Raw genomic sequence first — 20,194 nt, forward strand, 5'->3', positions numbered from 1 at the left:
GACGGGCCCTGTGGTTCCCGGCTTCCGGGCTCTGTGAGGAGTCCCACCGCTGGGTTCCGTGGGTGGTCGCTGACGCTCCCAACGCCGGCTCACGGAATGATCAAGAGATACGGAACTTCAACGTCCGGCGTCAAGGCTTCAACACGCAACGCAATGACAACGCTGCCATGAGTTCTTCCTGTGAACGCGTGCATTCGGGCGGGTCCCACCCCTGCGGCACCGGAAATCGCCGCGGTGGGGCTCAACGGAAGGCCGGTGCCCGCCCCTCGTCCAGCAGGTCGGAATCACCGAGTTCGCCCAGGACCAAGGTCAGCGCGCCGAGCACCTCCGCCCGCTCGCCGAGCGCTGCCGACACCACGGTCAGTTGCTGTGCGGCACTGGGGAGTGCGTAGCGGGCGACCGATTCACGGATCGGCACCAGGATGAGTTCCCCCGCCGCTGCGATGGGCCCGCCGAGGACGACCAGGCCGGGGTTGAGGAGATTGCACAGGCCCGCCACCCCACTGCCGATGTGGCGCCCCGCGTCGGCGAGGACGCGGCGAGCGCCGAGGTCGCCGTCCTGGGCAAGCCGGACGGCCCGCTCCATGGTGAGGCCCGGCCCGTGGTTCGGAGCGAGCAGGGACAACACCGGGCCCTCGGCTGCGAAGGTCTCCAGGCAGCCGCGGTTGCCACAACGACACACGGGCCCCGACTCGTCCAGGGTGACGTGCCCGATCTCCCCCGCCGTCCCGCCGGGCCCGCGATAGATCCTGCCCTCCATCACCAGCCCGGCGCCGATGCCGCCGCCCACCTTGATGTACGCCAGGTCCCGCACGCCGCGACCGCCCCAGACCAGTTCGCCCAGCGCCCCGAGGTTGGCGTCGTTGTCCGTGTGGACGGGTACGCCGAGCCGCTGGGCGAGGGCCGTGCCTGGATCGGTGCCGCTCCAGCCCGGGAGCATCGAGGTCGGGCCGAGGATCCCGGTCCGGGCGTCGACGGGAGCCGGGACCGCCAGTCCCACACCCAACAGCTTCTGCCGCTCCACTCCGGTGGTGGCGACGAGCCGATCGACCAGGTCCCCGGCGCGGGCGACCCCCTCGGTGACGGAGACGTCCGACGGCAGGGGCTGTGACTCCTCCGCGAGGATCTGGTGGGCGAGGTTGGCGACCGAGGCCCGCAGCCGGTCATGGCCGAAGTCCAGACCGACGACGATGCCGGCATCGGCCCTCAGCGAGATGCTGCGCGCCCGTCGGCCGCCCGCCGATGTGGGCGTGACCTCGATCGTTCCGCCGTCCTTCAGCTCTCGGACGATGTTGGAGACGGTGGCCGCCGACAGACCGGTGCTCCGCGCGATCTCGGCCTGGGTGAGCGACCCCGCCATCCGAACCGCCCGTACCACGCGCTCGCGGTTGGCCCGGTGCAAAGAGGTCTGCGATCCCGGAGTCTGCATCGGCCCGTCCACTCTGCCCGCCGGGCGCCCCGATCGTGACGCGCATCGGGAAGGCCCTGCGGAGCGTCCCTCTTGTCTCCACCTTCTGAAGGCCAACCTCACTGCTGGGGGATCGTTCCGTCAAGCCCGCACGGGCAGGGGGACCGCGGGGAACGGCGAAGGCCCCCGCCGTGGCGGGGGCCTTCGCTCGGTTATATGTGCTTCCATCGCCATACCCGCCATACGCGACATGCATCCCATACCCGCCATGCACGCTCTACGCGACATAAGCGATATGCACGTTCGGGCGACTCATATGGCGCGCGGAGGGTCAGGCCCGCGCGGGGAGCCGGCGACTACTTGATCGCGCCCGCCGTCAGACCCGACTGCACCTGACGCTGGAAGATCGTGTAGACGACGAGCACGGGGAGCATGGCGATCATCATGCCCGCCATCAGGGCGCCCCAGTCGTTCTCGTAGCCCTGCTGGAGGGCGATCATGGCCAACCCCTGGGTGAGGACGTACTTGTCCTCCTCCTGGTTGAGGACCATCGGCAGCAGGTACTGGTTCCACTGCCCCAGGAAGTTGAAGATGCCGATGCTGATCAGTCCGGGCTTGGCCATCGGCAGCATGACCTGGAAGAACGTCCTCGTGTGCGAAGCACCGTCGATCATCGCCGCTTCTGCCACCGAGGCGGGAAGAGTGCGGAAGAAGGAGGTCATGAAGAAGACGGTGAACGGCAGCGAGTAGGCGATGTAGACCAGGATCAGTCCGTGGTACGACGCCAGGAGCGAGGTACCGGGGAAGTCCCGCATCACGAAGAAGAGCGGGATCACCAGCATGAAGACGGGGAAGGACATTCCGGCGACGAACAGGTAGTAGATGAACCTGTTGCCCGGGAAGGTGAAGCGCGCCAGCACATAGGCGGCCATGGAGCCGAGCACCATCGTGCCGACGACCGAGCCGCCGACCACGATGCTGGTGTTGATGAAGTACTGGCCCATGTTCGCGTCGTCCCACGCATTGGACCAGTTCTCCCAGCGCAGGGAGGTGGGCAGGCCCCAGGGATCGGACAGGATGCCGTTGCTGTCCTTGAACGCGCTCCACAGCACCCAGAGCAGTGGCACACCGACCATCAGCCCCCAGACGATGAGGATGCCGTGGGAGAAGACGTTCAGCACCCCGCCCTCGGTGGTGCGGCTGTCCTTCGGGCCAGGGGCCTTGGCGGGCGGATCGGGCGTGATCTCCCGCTTCGCCACCACGTCGATTTCTTCGGTCGTCATCCGCTGTACCCCTAGTACTCGATCCGCTCACGCCGCGCGAGGCGCATGGTGAGCAGTGCGAACGTCATCGTGACAATGAGCATCGCGATTCCCATCGCGGACGCATATCCGAACTGGCTGTCGCGGAAGGCCGTCTGGTAGAGCCTCAGCGGCATGACGTCCGTGGCCCCGTCGGGGCCGCCCATGTTGACCGACATGATCTGGACCAGGGCGAAGGCGTCCAGGGCGATGATGCCCATGTACACCCAGCCGGTCTGCACCGTGTCCCACAGCAGCGGGAGGGTGATCTTGAAGAAGGTGTGGAACCGGTTGGCGCCGTCCAGCAGGGCCGCCTCGTAGATGTCCCGCGGGACAGAGGCCATGGCAGCGGAGAACAGCACCACGTAGAAGCCGACGTGACCCCAGACCATGACGGCGCTGATGCACCAGAGCGCGATGCTCTTCTCACCGAGCCAGGCGTTCTGGAGGTTGTCCAACCCGACCGCGCCCAGCAGCGAGTTGAGCATTCCGTCGTTCGGGTCGGGGTTGTAGATGTTGAACCAGATCACGGCGACGATGGTGATCGAGATGACCTGGGGGAAGAAGAAGACGAACTTGTAGATCTTCGAGCCGGTCACACCGGTGACGACTTCGTTCTTCTTCCGCTTGCCGCCGACGTTGAGCATGAAGGCGAAGAAGAGGCCCATGCCCAGGGTGATCACCGGGACCAGCGCCAACATATAGACGTTGTGGCGCAGGGCGTTCCAGAAGTCGTCGCTCTCCCAGAGCCGCTCGAAGTTGTCCAGACCCACGAACTTGGAGGAGCCCACCAGGCCCGACCAGTCCGTCAGCGAGATCTGGAACGCCTGGATGAACGGTGAGATCACGAAGATCCCGTAGATGATCAAAGGTAGGGCCAGGAAGCCCACGATGAATCGGTATTTGCCGTGTTGCATGTGCTTCCCGGCCCTTCCCCTCTTTCGATGGACTACGTCCGTGTCAGGTCAGCTGGTGCGCTTGAACTTCGTGACGGAGGAGTCCTTGGCGACCTTGTCCGCCTCCGCCTGGGTCTTCTTGATCCAGTCCGCGGCCTTCAGGTCTCCGGTGAGCAGCTGGCCGGTCAAGCCGCCGATCTTCTCGTCGGTGAGAGCCGGGTACCACTCCTGGAGCTGAAGGCTGATCAGGTTGGGTCCGGCCGCCTTCACGGCCTTGCTGGCAGAAGCAAGACCGGGAGAGAGCGTCATGCCCTCGGTGGCGTCCTGCACACACGTCAGGGACTTCACCTTGGTGGCGAAGTTCTGTGCGTGCTTCTTGGAGAGCATGATGCGCAGGAGTTCCATGCCGCCAGTGGGGTTCTTGCCCTTGGCCGAAACGATGTACGGCTCGCTGGGCTCACCGCGCAGGGTTCCGGTGGGCATCTTGTCGCCCGTGCCGTCGAAGAGTGCGCCGACCGACATCCCGAAGTCCTTCGGGGTGGTGGGGGCGGCCTCGTTCTCGACCCAGGAGCCGTTGGGGATGAAGACGGCCTTGTTCTTGGTCCAGGCGGTCTGCGACTGGATGTGGGTCAGGCCCTGGCTGCCGGCGAGGAAGTACTTCTTGGCTGCCAGCTCCTCGTAGTGCTCAGCGACCTGCTTGACAGCGTCGTTGCTGGTCCAGGCGTTGGGCTCCAGGTTGTCGATCGCGATCCAGGACTCCATACCGCCGATCTTGGCGATCTGGCCGAACAGGTTGAAGTGAACGTAGTAGGGGAACTTGCCCGCGTACGTCCAGGGGGCGAGGCCGGCCTTCTTGATCTCGCCGCAGAGGGTGACCATCTCGTCGAGGGTCTTGGGGTAGGTCCAGCCCTTGTCATCGAGCAGCTTCTGGGAGTACCAGGTGCCGTAGATGGTGAAGGCGTAGTAGAGCACGTCGAACTTGTCGCCGTGCATGCCCTTGTCGAGGGTGCTCGGGTGGATGACGTCGCGGATCTTCTTGGTCGGGTCGTCCATCGAAGGCGCGTCCAGCAGCGCCTTCAGGTCCTGGAGCTGGCCCTGGCCGGACAGCTTGTTCATGTCCAGGTGGTCGGCGCCGGAGTTGTCGATGACGTCCGGCGGGTTGCCGCCGGCGAAGCGCGGGGTGAGCTTCGGACCGACCTGCTGGGTACCGGTGTGCTTGACCTCCGCCTTGTACTTCGTCTTGTAGTCGGCCTCGGCATCCTTGGCGTACTGGTCGCCCAGGCCGCCCTTGAAGATGAACGCCTCCAGAGGGGCGCCGTTCTTCACGCCGAGTGGGTTCTCAGCGGAGGTCTCGCCCTTGGGCGCATCGGTCTTCTTGTCGTTGTCGCCGCCACCACCGGTGGCACAGGCGGAGAGGAAGCCCATCGTGGGAACAGCGATCAAGCCCAGCGCTGCTGAACGCTTGATCACATCACGACGGCCGAGGCCCCCATTGTTGTGGGCGGAAGTGGATCCCATGCTCAAGTCCTCGCCTTCATCAGGACTCAGGCGGTGAACCGGTCGCCCGTCCGTGTCGCCTCAGGCGAAGGGCCCCGTTACCGCAGTCAGTTGCTGTGTTTTCCCGAAGGAAAATCAGTGAAGCTCGGGTCGTGCACGATCACAGGTGAGATCGGATCGCGGCAGCCGTGAATAGACACACGGCTGGCCGTCTCCCGTTCCCCCCTGACCCGTCAGTGTGTGCGACAGCTGAGCGGGTGCCGATAGGTATAGTCCACTTCACGTCAACGGAGCAAGATCGAAAGCAAGGTTGGTCGGCAGTCTTTCCCGAGTTGAGACCTCGGGGATATCTGACACGCGTGAGCGGCCATTCGAGCACAGCATTCTTCGCGGACCCCCATAATCCGACTGCGACACCGCAGGGACAGGCTTGACACCGCACGCCCCTCAACCCCCTGGCGTTGCCTTGTTCCTCGTTAGACAACGTTGTCTGATTGAGCGCCCACCTGGGCGGGCCAAGATTCATTTGATGGCCGAACCCCACCCCCGACGGCACGAACGGGCGGCCGGGAGGCCCACTCGCCGACGCCATACCCGCAGGTAATGGCGGATTGGGGTATACGGCGACAGGCTCCGATCGCACATTCTCCAGGTATCGCAGCGCGCCGGGATCATCCAACACGGCAGCATTTCACCCCGTTCCCGGTCGATCACTATCCGCTACTCGGCGAGCAATGACCCCTAATCCCCCATCGGGCGAACGGAAGCACCATTCGGGGGCAGATGACCCGCTTCTCATGGGGAATTCCAGGCGATATCGACACAGCTACGGAAGGCCCGGTGATTCGATGGCGCATACATGTTATGGAGTCAATGGATCAGACCAATGAAGAATCAAGGCGACATGCGATGAAGGCCAGCAATTGAGCCATATGGCCGAAATTAACTAGTTCGATCGGCCATCGAGTCGCCGACCGATCCGGCCGCCGACTCAACGGCGAACAGGCACCGGTTGCGACCCCCGATGAGGGCCGCCAGCAGCACCGAAGCGCGCCCGCGAGCCCGAAGTGCGGTACCGATCCAGAGCACCAGAACTCCCGGACCACCCAGGTGTCGACGACTCCAGGAGCGATGGCAGCCAGGCCCGAACCTCAGCGGGCGAGTGCGTCAGCCCGCCAACTCCACCAGCCCAGAACGATGTTGACGAACCGAGGGGACGGAAGAGCGCAGCTCACCAGTCCGACCACCTTTCGCCCCACTTCGCCCCGAACTCTGATGTGGCTTAGGTCACAACATGCTGCCGAGAGGTGACGTGAGCGGGCTCCAGACACTCAAGCCTGATGAGTGCCTCACCCCCGTCCCTAAGGCTGGATATGCCAAATGCCACCAACCCGGCTCAGCTCCGCCCAGAACCGACGGCGTCCCGCTGCCGGCGGGCGCACGGGTGGGACGGACCAGGTCAGCGCCCTTCGACGGGGCCGTCACCCGCCCGAACGCAACATCCGCCTGCTCGCCAAACCGCTCCTGGTCGGCCTGGCCACACTGATGGGCGTCGGCGCCCTGGTGTGGGGAGCCTTCACGGTGCTCTTCGAGCCGTCGGGTCCGTCCGTCACCAGTGGTGTGCAGGCCACGCCCACCGGGACCGATCGGCCGCCACGACCCACGACCCGGCCCGGGTCCCCCGGTGTGGCCTCCCCGACCGTGCGCCCCTCCCCCGAACCCTCGCGATCCCCGACGTACAAGGAGCGCGGCTCCGGCACCTACACCTGGGCCGAAGGCACCAGCCCGCGCGCCGGCACTGAGGGGCGCCTCATCCGGTACGGGGTGAGTCTGGAGGGCGGCACCAGCCTGAACGTGGATGCGATCGCCGCCGAGATCGACGGCATTCTGCGGGACCCCCGCGGCTGGACCCGCCAGGGCGAGGCGTCCTTCCAGCGGGTCGACTCACCGCCGTACGACATGCTGGTGCACGTGGTGTCACCCGCGACCACGGACAAGCTCTGCGGCGCCTGGGGACTGGACACCCGGGGACAGGTGAACTGCGCCAACAGCCCCGATCTGGTGGTGAACGCACGGCGCTGGATCGAACTGAGCGATCAGTACCCGAACCGGCCTGACGACTACCACGCCCTGATCATCAATCACGAGGTCGGCCATGTCCTCGGCCATGGGCATCGCACCTGCCCGGGACCCGGCGAGCCCGCGCCGGCGATGATGCAACAGATAAAGGGGTTGAAGGGGTGCCGCGCCAACCCCTGGGTGTACGACGGGGAAGGTCGGCTCATCGACGGACCGCCGGCATCCTGAGCCGGGCGTTCCCCCTTGAAGGCGTACGCCCCAGCAGCGCTGGCGGGCCCGGTCATCGCCCTGTCAGCCCCTGCTACGACCGAGAGCCGCACCCCGCGATCTGCGGGGTGCGGCTCTCGCCGGTGTGCCTGGATCAGCCGCGGATCAGGTTCCGCAGCACGTACTGCATGATGCCGCCGTTGCGGTAGTAGTCCGCCTCACCGGGGGTGTCGATGCGGACGACCGCGTCGAACTCCACTCCGGTGTCGGTGGTCACCTTGACCGTGCGGGGGGTGACGCCGTTGTTCAACTCGGTCACACCGGAGAAGGAGAAGGACTCCTCACCGGTCAGACCCAGCGCCTCGGCGGATGCGCCCTCCGGGTACTGGAGCGGCAGGACGCCCATGCCGATCAGGTTCGAGCGGTGGATGCGCTCGTAGGACTCGGCGATGACGGCCTTCACACCGAGCAGCGCGGTGCCCTTGGCGGCCCAGTCGCGGGACGAGCCGGAGCCGTACTCCTTGCCCGCGAGGATCACCAGCGGAATGCCCTGCTCGATGTAGTTGCGGGAGGCGTCGTAGATGAACGCCACCGGTCCGCCGTCCTGCGTGAAGTCGCGGGTGAAGCCGCCCTCCGTGCCGGGTGCGATCTGGTTGCGCAGCCGGATGTTGGCGAACGTACCGCGGATCATGACCTCGTGGTTGCCACGGCGGGAGCCGTAGGAGTTGAAGTCACGACGCTCGACCTTGTGCTCGGTGAGGTACTTGCCGGCGGGGGTGTCCGCCTTGATCGCACCGGCCGGGGAGATGTGGTCGGTGGTGACCGAGTCACCGAGCTTCGCCAGCACCCGGGCGTTCGCGATGTCCTCGACCGGGGTGGTCTCCATCTGCATGCCCTCGAAGTAAGGGGGCTTGCGGACGTAGGTGGACTCGGGGTCCCACTCGAAGGTGTTGCCGGTCGGGATCGACAGCGCCTTCCACTGGGCGTCGCCCGCGAAGACGTCCTGGTAGGACTTGTTGAACATGTCCTCGCCGATGGAGTTGGCGACGACGTCGTTCACCTCGGCCTCGGTGGGCCAGATGTCCTGGAGGTAGACGGGCTTGCCCTCGGTGTCGAGACCGAGCGCCTCGCGGGTGATGTCCACCTTCATGGAACCCGCGATGGCGTACGCGACGACCAGCGGCGGGGACGCCAGGTAGTTCATCTTGACGTCGGGGTTGATCCGGCCCTCGAAGTTACGGTTGCCGGAGAGCACCGAGGTCACGGCCAGGTCGTTCTCGTTGACCGCCTTGGAGACTTCCTCGGGCAGCGGGCCGGAGTTGCCGATACAAGTGGTGCAGCCGTAGCCGACAAGGTTGAAGCCGACCTTGTCCAGGTAGGGGGTGAGCCCCGCCTTGTCGAAGTAGTCGGTGACGACCTTCGACCCGGGCGCCAGGGTCGTCTTGACCCACGGCTTGCGGGTGAGACCCTTCTCGACCGCCTTCTTGGCCACCAGCGCGGCGGCGACCATGACGTACGGGTTCGAGGTGTTGGTGCAGGAGGTGATCGCGGCGACGGTGACGGCGCCGTGGTCGATCTCGTACGTCGAACCGTCGGGGGCGGTCACGGTGGTGGGTCGCGACGGTACGCCGTTGGCCGAGGCCGGTGAGTCGGAAGCCGGGAAGGACTCCTTGCCCGCCTCCTCGTCGTCGGAGACGTAGTTGCGGACGTCCAGCGCGAACTGCTGGGAGGCGTTGGCGAGGACGATCCGGTCCTGCGGGCGCTTGGGTCCGGCGATGGACGGGACGACCGTGGCGAGGTCCAGCTCCAGCTTCTCGGAGAAGTCGGGCTCGGCGGCCGGGTCGAGCCAGAGGCCCTGCTCCTTGGCGTACGCCTCGACGAGCGCGACCTGCTGCTCGTCGCGGCCAGTGAGACGCAGGTACTTCAGGGTCTCGCCGTCGATCGGGAAGATGGCGGCGGTGGAGCCGAACTCCGGCGACATGTTGCCGATGGTGGCGCGGTTGGCGAGCGAGGTGGCGGCGACGCCCTCACCGTAGAACTCGACGAACTTTCCGACGACGCCGTGCTTGCGCAGCATCTCGGTGATGGTGAGCACCAGGTCGGTGGCGGTCGTACCGGGGGTGAGCTCACCGGTCAGCTTGAAGCCGACGACGCGCGGGATGAGCATGGAGACGGGCTGACCGAGCATCGCGGCCTCGGCCTCGATGCCGCCGACGCCCCAGCCGAGCACGCCGAGGCCGTTGACCATGGTGGTGTGCGAGTCGGTGCCCACGAGCGTGTCGGGGTACGCCTGGCCCTTGCGGACCATGACCGTACGCGCGAGGTGCTCGATGTTCACCTGGTGGACGATGCCGGTGCCGGGCGGGACGACCTTGAACTCGTCGAACGCGGTCTGGCCCCAGCGCAGGAACTGGTAGCGCTCCCGGTTGCGGCCGTACTCCAGCTCGACGTTCTGCGCGAAGGCGTCGCTGGTGCCGAACTTGTCGGCGATGACGGAGTGATCGATGACCAGCTCGGCCGGGGCCAGCGGGTTGATCTTCGCCGGATCGCCGCCCAGCTCCTTGACGGCCTCACGCATGGTGGCGAGGTCCACGACGCACGGCACACCGGTGAAGTCCTGCATGATCACACGGGCCGGAGTGAACTGGATCTCCTGGCTTGGCTGTGCCTGGGAGTCCCAGCCGCCGAGCGCCCGAATGTGGTCGGCGGTGATGTTCGCGCCGTCCTCGGTGCGGAGCAGGTTCTCCAGCAGCACCTTCAGGCTGTACGGGAGGCGTGCAGAGCCCTCGACCTTGTCCAGCCTGAAGATCTCGTACGACTCGTCACCCACGCGCAGCGTGCTGCGGGCGTCGAAGCTGTTCGCCGACACGACAGTCTCCTTCATCAATGTGCGCGTACTACGTCCATGCTGCCGCCACGGCTCCTTGCCGATCCGCTAAGGTAGGGCTTAGTTAGGTCACCCTTACCGAGTGGCGGCCCCTGGCACGTCTTCGGCAGATATCTCGATGTCGAGATAACTCTAGTACATCGGTGCGGCTCGGTCATGCCCGGGCGTCCGATGGGCGCGGTGTGCTGTATCACGCGTACCCCGATACAGCCCGCCGTCGCACCCGAGAACGCACCAGCGCACGGACCGAGACTCAAGGCGATCACACCAGGTCAGAGCCGATTCGGCGCGGCGAAGACCACCCCCGACTCGTACGACCGCCAAGGTCCGCGGCAAGGCGTGCTCACCGCGCGGCGACGGACGGCAAACCCGCACGGCAGTCGAACAACGTCACCGGACTCCACATCCGCACTGGGGCGGCGTGAGCCCCTTCACCCACGAACCCAGATACAGAGGTCGAGCCTTCCGGGTCGGCGCCGCTGGAGCGCGTCCCGGTCAGCGCAACCCATCAGCGCACTTGTGGCGATATGAGTGCCCTTCAGGGACTTCACCGTGGACGTCCCCTTCTCCTCCCCTTCTCCTCCCCTGTCTCTTCGTCTTCCCCTCGCCTTCCCTCGCCTTCCCTCGCCTTCTCGTCGTCGGCGCACCACGATTCTCCGAGTCCAGCGTCGATGGCAACCCCCGCCCCACGAACACTCGCGTGAAACCGGAACACCGCACCCCAACACCCGGATGGACCCGCACCGCTTGACGCGCGAGAGCTCCCGACGGACCGTCAAACCGCGAGCGGGGCTCGCCGCAGGCTCACCCGAACGCCACCCCCGCCGTGCGCTTCATCTCATATCTGAGATAACCTCCCCTTCATGGCAGACGACTACCTCGTACGCATCGGTAAGCTCATCCGTGACGCTCGACAGCATCGCGGCTGGACACAGACTCAACTCGCAGACGCTCTCGGCACGAGCCAGAGCGCGGTCAACCGTATCGAGCGTGGCAACCAAAACATCAGCCTTGAGATGATCGCGCGCATCGGTGAGGCGCTGGACAGCGAAATCGTGTCCCTGGGCTACGCCGGCCCGATGCATCTGCGGGTCGTGGGCGGGCGTCGTCTGTCCGGCGCGATCGATGTCAAGACGAGCAAGAACGCCTGTGTGGCGCTGCTGTGCGGCTCCCTTCTGAACAAGGGCCGCACGGTGCTGCGCCGCGTGGCCCGCATCGAAGAGGTCTTCCGTCTGCTGGAGGTCCTCAACTCCATCGGTGTACGCACCCGCTGGATCAATGACGGCGTGGACCTGGAGATCGTCCCCCCGGCTCAACTCGACCTGGACGCCATCGATGCGGACGCGGCCCGCCGCACCCGCTCGATCATCATGTTCCTGGGACCGCTGCTGCATCGGGTGGAGTCCTTCCGACTGCCCTATGCGGGCGGCTGCGACCTGGGAACCCGCACCATCGAGCCGCATATGATCGCGCTGCGCCGCTTCGGGTTGGACATCACGGCGACCGAGGGCCTTTACCACGCACAGGTCGAGCGGACGACCGCGCCCGACCGGCCGATCGTCCTGACCGAGCGCGGCGACACCGTGACCGAGAACGCCCTGTTGGCGGCTGCCCGCCATGAGGGGGTGACGGTGATCCGCAATGCGTCGTCCAATTACATGGTCCAGGACCTGTGCTTCTTCCTGGAGGCCCTCGGCGTACGCGTCGACGGCGTCGGCACCACGACGCTGACCGTCCACGGCGTGCCCACCATCGACGTCGACGTCGACTACTCGCCCTCCGAGGACCCGGTCGAGGCGATGAGCCTGCTGGCCGCGGCCGTCGTCACCGAATCCGAGCTCACGATCCGTCGGGTGCCGATCGAGTTCCTGGAGATCGAGCTCGCCGTACTGGAGGAGATGGGTCTCGACCACGACCGCTCCAGCGAGTACACGGCGGACAACGGGCGTACCCGGCTGGTCGATCTGACCGTGCGGCCCTCGAAGCTGGAAGCCCCGATCGACAAGATCCACCCCATGCCCTTCCCGGGCCTCAACATCGACAACGTGCCGTTCTTCGCCGCCATCGCCGCGGTCGCACAGGGCCAGACCCTCATCCACGACTGGGTCTACGACAACCGGGCCATCTACCTCACCGACCTCAACCGCCTCGGTGGCAGGCTCCAACTCCTCGACCCCCACCGCGTCCTGGTGGAGGGCCCGACCCGCTGGCGCGCGGCGGAGATGATGTGCCCACCCGCGCTGCGGCCCGCCGTGGTCGTCCTACTGGCGATGATGGCGGCCGAAGGCACGTCCGTGCTGCGGAACGTGTACGTCATCAACCGCGGGTACGAGGAGTTGGCGGAGCGCCTGAACTCAGTGGGGGCGCAGATCGAGATCTTCCGGGACATCTAAAGACTCACTTGAAGAACGGTTGCCGCACTCTGCCTGGCGTTCTGAGACGTGGGTCAGGTGGGGATGCGGCCCGCGTCTGTGGGACTCCTCCGGCACTTCTTTTGCGATCTGTAGGCGTTCACAGGCTCCTTCCGTGCCCTCCAACGGAGCACGACAATGCCAAGGCAGGACCCGCAAGGCCGGGATGCCGACGCCCATTCCGCGCAGATGCTGCAAGCGTCGCCAAGGCTCTGAGTAGCGCCCAGCTCAGGCCGCCATCTCGCTTCGTATCCGGTTCAGACACTGGGACGCCGCGGCGTGCTGCACGGGCAGCCGTGTCCCCGCCGTGCGCAGGATGCGCTGGAGCTGATGCGGAAGGCGCTGCGTCTCAGCCTCCCGGATCGCGATGTCCAGCGACTGGGAAGCACCGCTACGATCATCGGCCAGCAGTTGAACGTTCGCGACGGTGATCAGCTCAATAACGCGCCACTGTGGAGCCACGACTGTCGTGGGAGTCGGACTCTGATCCACCAGCCGCATAGCCGCCTTGGTGCGTCCGGTAGCGACCAGCCCGCGCAAGCGGATCTCGTGCAACGAGAAGGGGTTGAACAAGCTGGTGTGGTCGACGCGGTCAAGGAGTACGCCAGTCTCACGCATCACCCGGTCGAACATAGAACTGCCGCCAAGTGCGCCAGCGGCCCAGGCACGGAGCGGCAGGACGTCAGCACGGGCCCTCTCATCGGAAGCGGTGGCTGCGGAACGGCACAAACTCTGGACTGCCGCGCCCCGCAGTCCGGCCTTGCGCAGTTCGTTGCCGTGCATGCGAAGTACATACGAGGTCATCCTCGGACCACCGAAGTGCTCAGCGATCTCCAGACTCTTGGCCGTCCAGTGGGCGGCGGTGGCCAGGCGTTCCTCTGGCAGGACGTTGAAGCGACGCCCAGGCCGACACGGGCCCGAGCCAGCAGGTGCAGGACATCGCGCTCGGCATGACCATCGTCGATACGGGCTTCGAGTCTGGCGACGAGCGGCCACAGCTCGGAGACAGCTTCGGAGGCATGTCCGGACTGGCGAGCGATTTCGGCTAGTCGGACGGTCGACCCACCGAACTGCAGCATCGCCCGGTAGTCCGTGTCGGCGGGGTCGGTGACACCGAGGACGTGGGGCGGTAGCCGCAGGGCGTCGCAGACCCGGCGACAGGAGCCGACGTCGTCGAGAGCACGCTTTCCCAGTTCCAAAGCGGAGATATAGGTCTTGTCGTAGCCGAGAAGTTCACCGAGTGCGGTCTGGTTCAAGCAGTACACCCGACGATAGAAGCGGAGGACATCAGCCAGTTCGCCAGATGCCAGTACAAGTCGGGCCTCCGGCGTGGCCCAGTGCCACTGGGCATGCTGCGCTGACGGCCGTGGATGCGGGATACCGCTCTCAACCACCCGTGCCGCGATCTCGCCGCCCGCCATGACCCGCTACATCCGCCCGTCGTGGTCCAGGCCAGTCGGAGCGACGTGCCCCCGTCCGAACCAGATAGCGATGGTCTGCTTGTAGCCGTCCGGCATGTTCAGCTCCGGCACCTCATCAGCGGTGAACATGCCCAGTTGTTTGTGCTCGTGACTGACGACCGGCAGCCGGTCGGGCGTCAGGACGGTACAACCGTAGGTCACGATCAACACACGTCGCCCGGGGATGGGCTGATAGATCCACGCACCGCCTTCGATGAGTGGACCAGCCTTGACATCCCAGCCGGTCTCCTCCAAGATCTCGCGCTCCAGCGCCGCCTCCGGACTGCCGTCCGGCTGTTGTGCGCCATCAGGGCTGCCGATCTCCAGGCGACCTCCGGGCAGCTCCCACTCGTCGCGTTCGTTTCTCAGCAGCAGAACACGATCACGCGCGTCGAGCGCAACGCCTTTCACCGAGACGGGCCAGAGCGGCGGCGTGTACGTCATGACGGTCCTCGTCCTGCGGTGTGCGAGCCGGGCCGCCGGAACGTAGCACGCTCCTTCAGCCCATCACCGTGGAGACCGAATTATCCGAGTCGACAATCAGTCGCTTTACCCCGGCCATCCCTTCTTCCCACTCTGATAGCACCGAACCCGATCGAAGGAGTACGGCGGTGCTCGACGCCTCCGCAGGCTACGAGACGCTCTTCGCGGACCATTACGTCGATCTCCGTGCCCCGCACGCTGGCGCCGTGATGGCCGCGCGGCTTCGCAAGAACGGCCTGGTAACCCTCGACGGGCTAGCGATCCGGCAAGAAGTTCTGGAATTCGCCTCCCGGCTGATGACGATCACGCCCCACATCGATGGCGGCAGCACCACGGGTACCCGCACGAGGCAGAAGAGCACGCCGCTGCGCAAAAAAACACGGACGCGACCCGCCGCGCCGTCGGGCGTCTGTTGGCCGGGGCCGGGGTCAAGGGCGACTTCCGTGGCCGACGGACTTCACGAATCCCAGTTCGGCGCCTCCGGGGCCGCGCGCTGATGCCACGCTGACCGCATGACCCCTCACCATGTGCTGGTCGTGGACGACGACCCCACCATCGGCGAAGTGGTCGCCGGTTATCTGTGCCGCGCGGGCTTCTCCGTGGACCTTGCCGCCCACGGTCCCGCAGCGCTCGCGGCGGCGGCGGCCCGTCGGCCGAAGCTCGTCATCCTCGATCTGATGCTGCCCGGTATGGATGGATTCGAGGTCTGTCAGACCCTGCGGCGCGACGGCCCGGTACCCGTGATCATGCTGACCGCGCTCAGTGGTGAGGAGGACCGCATACTCGGCCTCGAAGTGGGGGCCGATGACTACGTCACCAAACCGTTCAGCCCTCGCGAGCTGGTCCTGAGGGTGGAGTCCGTACTTCGCCGCACCGAGCGGTCCGTGGCGACCGGGCCTGTCCTACGGGCTTCGGGTCTCGAACTCGACCCCGCAGCCCGGCGGGTGACCCGGTGCGGGCGCCAACTGGCACTGACTCTGCGCGAGTTCGACCTGCTCGGCCACTTCATGCGCCACCCGGGAACGACCTGCGGGCGGGAACAGCTCATGCGGGAGGTGTGGGGGTGGGAGTTCGGCGATCTGTCCACCGTCACGGTCCATGTCCGCCGACTGCGCAGCAAGATAGAGGAGGATCCCGCGCACCCCCGTCTGATCCTTACCGTCTGGGGGGCGGGCTACCGCTTCGACGGGCACCCGGAGTAGTGATGCCCCTCTCCGACATGCTCCTCATCGCGGCACACGCCCTGGTGGGCGCCGCCACCGCGGGACTGCTGGGCGAGCTGGTCCTGCGGATGCTCAAGTGCTGTTCGATCGCCGCGTCCCTCATGGTGGTCGCCGCCGTCGCCGTGGCGGCCATGCTCTCCGGAACGCTGACGGTGTGTTGGGCGATGTTCCTGTCAGCGCACGATCTGACCGTCGTCACCCTGGTGGTTGCTATGGCGTCCGTGATTTCCCTCGGCACCGCACTGATCCTCGGCCGCCGAGTCGTCGGAAGCTGCCGTGCGTTGGTCGTCGCGGCCCGGAACTTCGGCGAGGGCGGGGCCTTCACCGCACCCGAGGGTGCCGCACCCGCGGAGATCGCCGCGCTGAGCGGCGAACTGGCCACCACCTGTCGCCGGCTGGCCGAGTCCCGGGAGCGCGAACGTGCACTGGAGGCATCCCGACGCGAACTCGTCGCCTGGATCTCCCACGACCTGCGCACCCCGCTGGCGGGGCTGCGCGCCATGTCCGAGGCGCTGGAGGACGGCGTGGTCGCCGACCCGGCCCGCTACCACCGCCGGATCCGCGAAGAAGTCGACCGGCTCAACACCATGGTCGGCGATCTCTTCGAGCTCTCCCGCATCCATGCCGGAACCCTCGTCCTGACGCTGGCCCGAATATCGGCGGACGATCTCATCGGCGAGGCACTCGAATGCGTCGTCCCCCTCGCGCGTGAGAACGGTGTTCGTCTGGTCTCCAACCAGGTCAACGCCGTCCCTGTCGAGGCCGACGCCCGGGAGATGACCCGGGTGCTGGTCAATCTGCTGGCCAACGCCATCCGCCACACGCCCGCGGACGGCACCGTCGCGGTTGTGGCGGAGCGCCGGAGCGACACCGTCATCCTCTCCGTGAGCGACGGCTGCGGCGGCATCCCGGAGGCCGATCTCCCCCGGGTGTTCGACGCCGGTTGGCGCGGTACCGAGGCGAGGACGCCACCGGCTGGCGGAGGACTCGGGCTCGCCATCGTGCGGGGAATCGTCAAGGCGCACGCGGGCCGGGTGGAAGCAGGGAACATCCCGGGCGGCTGCCGATTCGAGGTCGTACTCTCCGCCGCCCCCGCACGGCAGATCGCCCCCACCCGAGCCACCGCGGCAGTCATGGCGCCCCCAAAGCCCCGCCCGCGCTGAGCACCCGCGCCAGCCGGACCACCACGACCCGGACCACCACGACCCGGGCCGCACCACCCCCAACCCGTGAACACATCCCGCACCCGCACTCCCACACGTCGTCTCCGGCGACTCCCTTGGCAAGCCGGTGTCTTACGAAAGTCTTACGAGTGGTCTGTACCACTGGTCGCCCTTGTCGCCCAGCCGGTTTCCTGAGCCGCATCCGACCGATGTCGTGTCTCAGGAGGTGCTCGGACCATGCGTGAAGACCTGGCCGAACCAAGTGCGCGGACGACCCAACTGCCCTCGGGGGCCTGGGCGAGCGAGCTGCTCGACGGACTCTCCCCGGCGGACCGGTCACTGTTCCAGCAGTACGGGACAGGACCTCGCCTGGCGATACCCCATGCCCTCGTCCACCGGGCGTTCGAGGAACAGGCAGCCACCCGGCCCCTGGCGACCGCCGCCGAACACCTCGGCACCACGATCAGCTACGGCGAACTCGACCGCCGCGCGGACCGGCTCGCCCACCGGCTCGCGGACCTCGGGGTGGGGCCGGGGGACCTGGTCCCCGTGTTCGTCCACCGCTCCTTACCCATGCTGGTCGCTCTCCTGGGCGCGCTGAAGGCAGGAGCCGCCTATGTGCCCCAGGACATGAGAATCACCCCCGCCGCACAGCTGCGCCATGTACTGCGGACCACCCGGCCCCGGGTCGTCCTGACGCTCACCGAGTACGCCGACCGGATCCCGGTCCGCGCCGGACAGCAGTTGATCACCCTCGACGCGCTGATGACGGAGCCGGACGAGCCCGGCCATCCGCCCTTCCGGCCGGTCCGGACGCCATGCGCGGACGACGCCTGCTACGTGCTCTTCACCTCGGGGACCACGGGTCCGCCCAACGGAGTCGCCGTCACCCACGGCAATGTCTGCAATGTGCTGCTGAGCGCCCCCGGTGACCTCGGCATCGGGCCGGGACAGCGGGTAGCCCAACTCCTCAACATCGCCTTCGACATGGCGGCCTGGGAGATCCTCGGCGCGCTCAGCCACGGTGCCACCCTGCTGCTCAGGGGGCGCGACTTCGCCGAGACCGCGCGTACCGCGGACGTCCTCATCGCCACCCCGACGATCCTCGCCGGCCTCGACCCGAAGCAGTGCGAGCGGATCCGGACCGTCGCGGTGGCCGGAGAGCCCTGCCCGCGCCCACTCGCCGATCGGTGGTCGGACGTCAGCGCCTTCCACAACGGCTGCGGCCCCACCGAGACCACCATCGTCAACACCCTCCAGCGCCACAGGCGCTCAGCGGACCGGCTCACCATCGGACGACCCACACCCAACAACACCGTCTACGTCCTCGACGAGCACCAGCGGCCACTGCCCATCGGCGCGATCGGCGAAATGTGGGCGGGCGGGGCCGGGGTCAGCGCCGGCTATCTGAACAATCCAGCGCTCAACGCCGCGCGCTTCCTCCCTGACCCCTTCCTCGGAACCGGGCATCTGATGTTCCGCACCCGCGACCTCGGCCGCTGGACACCCGAGGGCGAACTGGAACATCTGGGCCGCACCGACGATCAGGTGAAGGTCCGCGGATTCAGAGTCGAACTGGACTCGGTGTCCGCCGTCCTGGAGTCGGTCGCCGGATGCCAGCAGGCGGTGACCCTGAAACTCGACGACCGAACCCTGATCTCGTTCGTCACCCCGGAGAGCATCGGAGCCGAGGAGGCACGGCAGGAGGTCGCCGGGACGCTGCCGTACTACTGCGTTCCCGACCTGGTTCACGCATGCGAGACCCTTCCCCTGACCAGCCGGGGCAAAGTCGACAAGGCGCGGTTGCTGACCGTCGCCCGGCGTCTGCGGGCGGAGGCGACGTCATGACCGCACCCGTGCGGCTCGACGACGCCCCAGCTCTCGCGCCCCAGCAGCGCCCCGGCCGACTGCGCCACGCGCTGAAGGGGCCGTTGCTGATGCACTACCACCGGCTGGCCGCCCTGGTCATCGTCGTCAACCTGGCCTTCCTCGCTCAGGGGACGAGCAGCGGCAGCACCCTGTCCGAACGGGAGCTCTCCAACGCCGCGCTGATCAATGTCGCGCTCGCCGTCGTCATCCGCCAGCAGTATGTGATCAACCTGCTGTTCCGGGTGGCGACAGCGGCCCCGACCTCCTGGCCGTTGAGCATCCGCCGAACCCTGGCGAAGGTGTACCACTTCGGAGGGCTGCACGTCGGCGGGGCCGCCGCCGGAACCCTCTGGTTCCTGGCCCTCGTCGTGACCATGGCCCTCCGGGGCGCGTCCACACCGGTCCTCGCGGTCTCGTACGCCCTGGGTGTACTGCTGATCGCGATCATCTCGACCGCGCTACCGCCCTTCCGGGCGCGATTCCACGACCACTTCGAACGGATCCACCGGTACGGCGGCTGGGCAGCGCTCCTCCTGCTCTGGGCACAGACCCTGCTCGTCGCGCACGAGCAGCACCAGTCACCTCTCGCCTCATCCGCCGTCTGGCTGCTGGCCCTGATCACCTTCAGCGTGGCGCTGCCCTGGCTCCGGCTGCGCCGGGTGGCGGTCGCCGTGGAGCGGCCGTCCACCCATGTGGCGCTCGCGCGATTCGACTACGGGGTCACCCCCTTCGCCGGATCCTCGACCGCGATCAGCCGCAGACCGCTGGGGCAGTGGCACTCCTTCGCCAATGTGCCCGAGCCCGGCCGCAGCGGCTACCGCTTGACCATCTCCCGGGCCGGTGACTGGACGGGCCAGTTCATCGACGACCTCCCCACCGAGGTCTGGACCAAGGGAATCACCACGGCGGGAGTTGCCAACGTGGAGACCCTGTTCACCCGGGTGGTGTACGTCGCCACCGGCAGCGGTATAGGTCCGTGTCTCCCCCATCTCCTCGCGGCGGAGGTGCCCGCCCTGCTGGTCTGGGCCACCCGCAGTCCCCGGACGACCTACGGCGACGCCCTCGTGGACGAGATTCTCGCCGTCCAACCTGAAGCAAGGATCTGGGACACCGCCGAGCACGGAAAGCCCGACATGCTCGCCCTCGCCCAGGCCGCCCACCGGGACTTCGACGCTGAGGCGGTGATCTGCATCTCCAACAAGAAGCTCACCTGGCGCGTCGTCCAGGGCCTGGAGAGCAGGGGCATTCCCGCGTATGGAGCGATCTGGGACTCCTGAGGCTGGTGCGAAGTTCCCGTACTCACCACCCCG

15 protein-coding genes are annotated in these 20,194 nt (G+C 66.9%); 7 read left to right on the top strand and 8 right to left on the bottom strand.

Features of this window, described 5'->3' with window-relative positions; genetic code table 11:
* Nucleotides 1-241: 241 nt before the first annotated feature.
* The 4 genes from ACFXJL_RS16335 to ngcE form a co-directional block, all read right to left on the bottom strand.
* The gene (locus ACFXJL_RS16335) at nucleotides 242-1,429 is read right to left on the bottom strand and encodes an ROK family transcriptional regulator (RefSeq protein WP_358878344.1); all 1,188 of its coding nucleotides are present in this window, start codon (nucleotides 1,427-1,429) and stop codon (nucleotides 242-244) included.
* A gap of 335 nt (nucleotides 1,430-1,764) precedes the next feature.
* Nucleotides 1,765-2,691, bottom strand: coding sequence for a carbohydrate ABC transporter permease (locus ACFXJL_RS16340; RefSeq protein ID WP_358878343.1), 927 nt, complete (start codon nucleotides 2,689-2,691; stop codon nucleotides 1,765-1,767).
* Nucleotides 2,692-2,702: 11 nt separating this feature from the next.
* Nucleotides 2,703-3,626, bottom strand: coding sequence for a sugar ABC transporter permease (locus tag ACFXJL_RS16345; protein WP_358878342.1), 924 nt, complete (start codon nucleotides 3,624-3,626; stop codon nucleotides 2,703-2,705).
* Between the two features lie 48 nt (nucleotides 3,627-3,674).
* On the bottom strand, nucleotides 3,675-5,123 hold the full coding sequence (gene ngcE / locus ACFXJL_RS16350) for an N-acetylglucosamine/diacetylchitobiose ABC transporter substrate-binding protein (protein WP_358878341.1): 1,449 nt from the start codon (nucleotides 5,121-5,123) through the stop codon (nucleotides 3,675-3,677).
* A gap of 1,359 nt (nucleotides 5,124-6,482) precedes the next feature.
* Here ngcE and ACFXJL_RS16355 point away from each other — a divergent pair.
* Entirely contained in the window at nucleotides 6,483-7,409 is a 927-nt protein-coding gene (locus ACFXJL_RS16355; protein WP_384632886.1) for a DUF3152 domain-containing protein, read from the top strand.
* Nucleotides 7,410-7,542: 133 nt separating this feature from the next.
* Here the strand turns inward: ACFXJL_RS16355 and acnA are convergent, their stop codons facing one another.
* Nucleotides 7,543-10,257: an aconitate hydratase AcnA gene (gene acnA, locus ACFXJL_RS16360; protein ID WP_358878339.1), complete on the bottom strand. Its 2,715-nt coding sequence runs from the start codon at nucleotides 10,255-10,257 to the stop codon at nucleotides 7,543-7,545.
* Between the two features lie 881 nt (nucleotides 10,258-11,138).
* Here acnA and ACFXJL_RS16365 point away from each other — a divergent pair.
* Nucleotides 11,139-12,668 carry a UDP-N-acetylglucosamine 1-carboxyvinyltransferase gene (locus tag ACFXJL_RS16365; RefSeq protein WP_329024359.1) on the top strand — a complete coding sequence of 510 codons (1,530 nt, stop codon included), beginning with the start codon at nucleotides 11,139-11,141 and terminating at the stop codon, nucleotides 12,666-12,668.
* A gap of 246 nt (nucleotides 12,669-12,914) precedes the next feature.
* Here the strand turns inward: ACFXJL_RS16365 and ACFXJL_RS16370 are convergent, their stop codons facing one another.
* The 3 genes from ACFXJL_RS16370 to ACFXJL_RS16380 all read right to left on the bottom strand — a co-directional run bounded on the left by ACFXJL_RS16370 (nucleotide 12,915) and on the right by ACFXJL_RS16380 (nucleotide 14,590).
* Nucleotides 12,915-13,469 (bottom strand): hypothetical protein, encoded by a 555-nt coding sequence (locus ACFXJL_RS16370; protein WP_384692861.1) that lies wholly within the window; start codon nucleotides 13,467-13,469, stop codon nucleotides 12,915-12,917.
* Between the two features lie 17 nt (nucleotides 13,470-13,486).
* Nucleotides 13,487-13,942, bottom strand: a complete 456-nt coding sequence (locus tag ACFXJL_RS16375; protein ID WP_384692864.1) for a hypothetical protein — start codon at nucleotides 13,940-13,942, stop codon at nucleotides 13,487-13,489.
* Nucleotides 13,943-14,113: 171 nt separating this feature from the next.
* Nucleotides 14,114-14,590: an NUDIX domain-containing protein gene (locus ACFXJL_RS16380; protein ID WP_384632892.1), complete on the bottom strand. Its 477-nt coding sequence runs from the start codon at nucleotides 14,588-14,590 to the stop codon at nucleotides 14,114-14,116.
* A gap of 167 nt (nucleotides 14,591-14,757) precedes the next feature.
* On the opposite strand from ACFXJL_RS16380, the gene ACFXJL_RS16385 reads away from it, so the two are divergent.
* The 5 genes from ACFXJL_RS16385 to ACFXJL_RS16405 all read left to right on the top strand — a co-directional run bounded on the left by ACFXJL_RS16385 (nucleotide 14,758) and on the right by ACFXJL_RS16405 (nucleotide 20,161).
* Complete coding sequence (locus tag ACFXJL_RS16385) at nucleotides 14,758-15,126, top strand: hypothetical protein (RefSeq protein ID WP_384692867.1); 369 nt, start codon at nucleotides 14,758-14,760, stop codon at nucleotides 15,124-15,126.
* Nucleotides 15,127-15,141: 15 nt separating this feature from the next.
* The gene (locus ACFXJL_RS16390; protein WP_384632921.1) at nucleotides 15,142-15,831 is read left to right on the top strand and encodes a response regulator transcription factor; all 690 of its coding nucleotides are present in this window, start codon (nucleotides 15,142-15,144) and stop codon (nucleotides 15,829-15,831) included.
* 2 nt (nucleotides 15,832-15,833) lie between these two features.
* Nucleotides 15,834-17,015: a sensor histidine kinase gene (locus ACFXJL_RS16395; RefSeq protein ID WP_384692870.1), complete on the top strand. Its 1,182-nt coding sequence runs from the start codon at nucleotides 15,834-15,836 to the stop codon at nucleotides 17,013-17,015.
* A gap of 237 nt (nucleotides 17,016-17,252) precedes the next feature.
* Nucleotides 17,253-18,863, top strand: coding sequence for an amino acid adenylation domain-containing protein (locus ACFXJL_RS16400; RefSeq protein ID WP_384692873.1), 1,611 nt, complete (start codon nucleotides 17,253-17,255; stop codon nucleotides 18,861-18,863).
* Complete coding sequence (locus tag ACFXJL_RS16405; protein WP_384692876.1) at nucleotides 18,860-20,161, top strand: hypothetical protein; 1,302 nt, start codon at nucleotides 18,860-18,862, stop codon at nucleotides 20,159-20,161. Before ACFXJL_RS16400 ends, ACFXJL_RS16405 begins: the two co-directional genes overlap by 4 nt.
* Nucleotides 20,162-20,194 lie beyond the last annotated feature (33 nt).

It is taken from the genome of Streptomyces sp. NPDC059256, from assembly GCF_042753785.1.
Classification (GTDB): Bacteria; Actinomycetota; Actinomycetes; order Streptomycetales; family Streptomycetaceae; genus Streptomyces.

Coding starts and splice junctions, on each gene's coding strand:
- ACFXJL_RS16370 (WP_384692861.1), bottom strand. CDS start 13,469: ATGCACGGCAACGAACTGCGCAAGGCCGGACTGCGGGGCGCGGCAGTC.
- ACFXJL_RS16390 (WP_384632921.1), top strand. CDS start 15,142: ATGACCCCTCACCATGTGCTGGTCGTGGACGACGACCCCACCATCGGC.
- ACFXJL_RS16355 (WP_384632886.1), top strand. CDS start 6,483: ATGCCACCAACCCGGCTCAGCTCCGCCCAGAACCGACGGCGTCCCGCT.
- ACFXJL_RS16395 (WP_384692870.1), top strand. CDS start 15,834: ATGCCCCTCTCCGACATGCTCCTCATCGCGGCACACGCCCTGGTGGGC.
- ACFXJL_RS16335 (WP_358878344.1), bottom strand. CDS start 1,429: ATGCAGACTCCGGGATCGCAGACCTCTTTGCACCGGGCCAACCGCGAG.
- ACFXJL_RS16400 (WP_384692873.1), top strand. CDS start 17,253: ATGCGTGAAGACCTGGCCGAACCAAGTGCGCGGACGACCCAACTGCCC.
- ACFXJL_RS16365 (WP_329024359.1), top strand. CDS start 11,139: ATGGCAGACGACTACCTCGTACGCATCGGTAAGCTCATCCGTGACGCT.
- ACFXJL_RS16345 (WP_358878342.1), bottom strand. CDS start 3,626: ATGCAACACGGCAAATACCGATTCATCGTGGGCTTCCTGGCCCTACCT.
- ngcE (WP_358878341.1), bottom strand. CDS start 5,123: ATGGGATCCACTTCCGCCCACAACAATGGGGGCCTCGGCCGTCGTGAT.
- ACFXJL_RS16405 (WP_384692876.1), top strand. CDS start 18,860: ATGACCGCACCCGTGCGGCTCGACGACGCCCCAGCTCTCGCGCCCCAG.
- ACFXJL_RS16380 (WP_384632892.1), bottom strand. CDS start 14,590: ATGACGTACACGCCGCCGCTCTGGCCCGTCTCGGTGAAAGGCGTTGCG.
- ACFXJL_RS16340 (WP_358878343.1), bottom strand. CDS start 2,691: ATGACGACCGAAGAAATCGACGTGGTGGCGAAGCGGGAGATCACGCCC.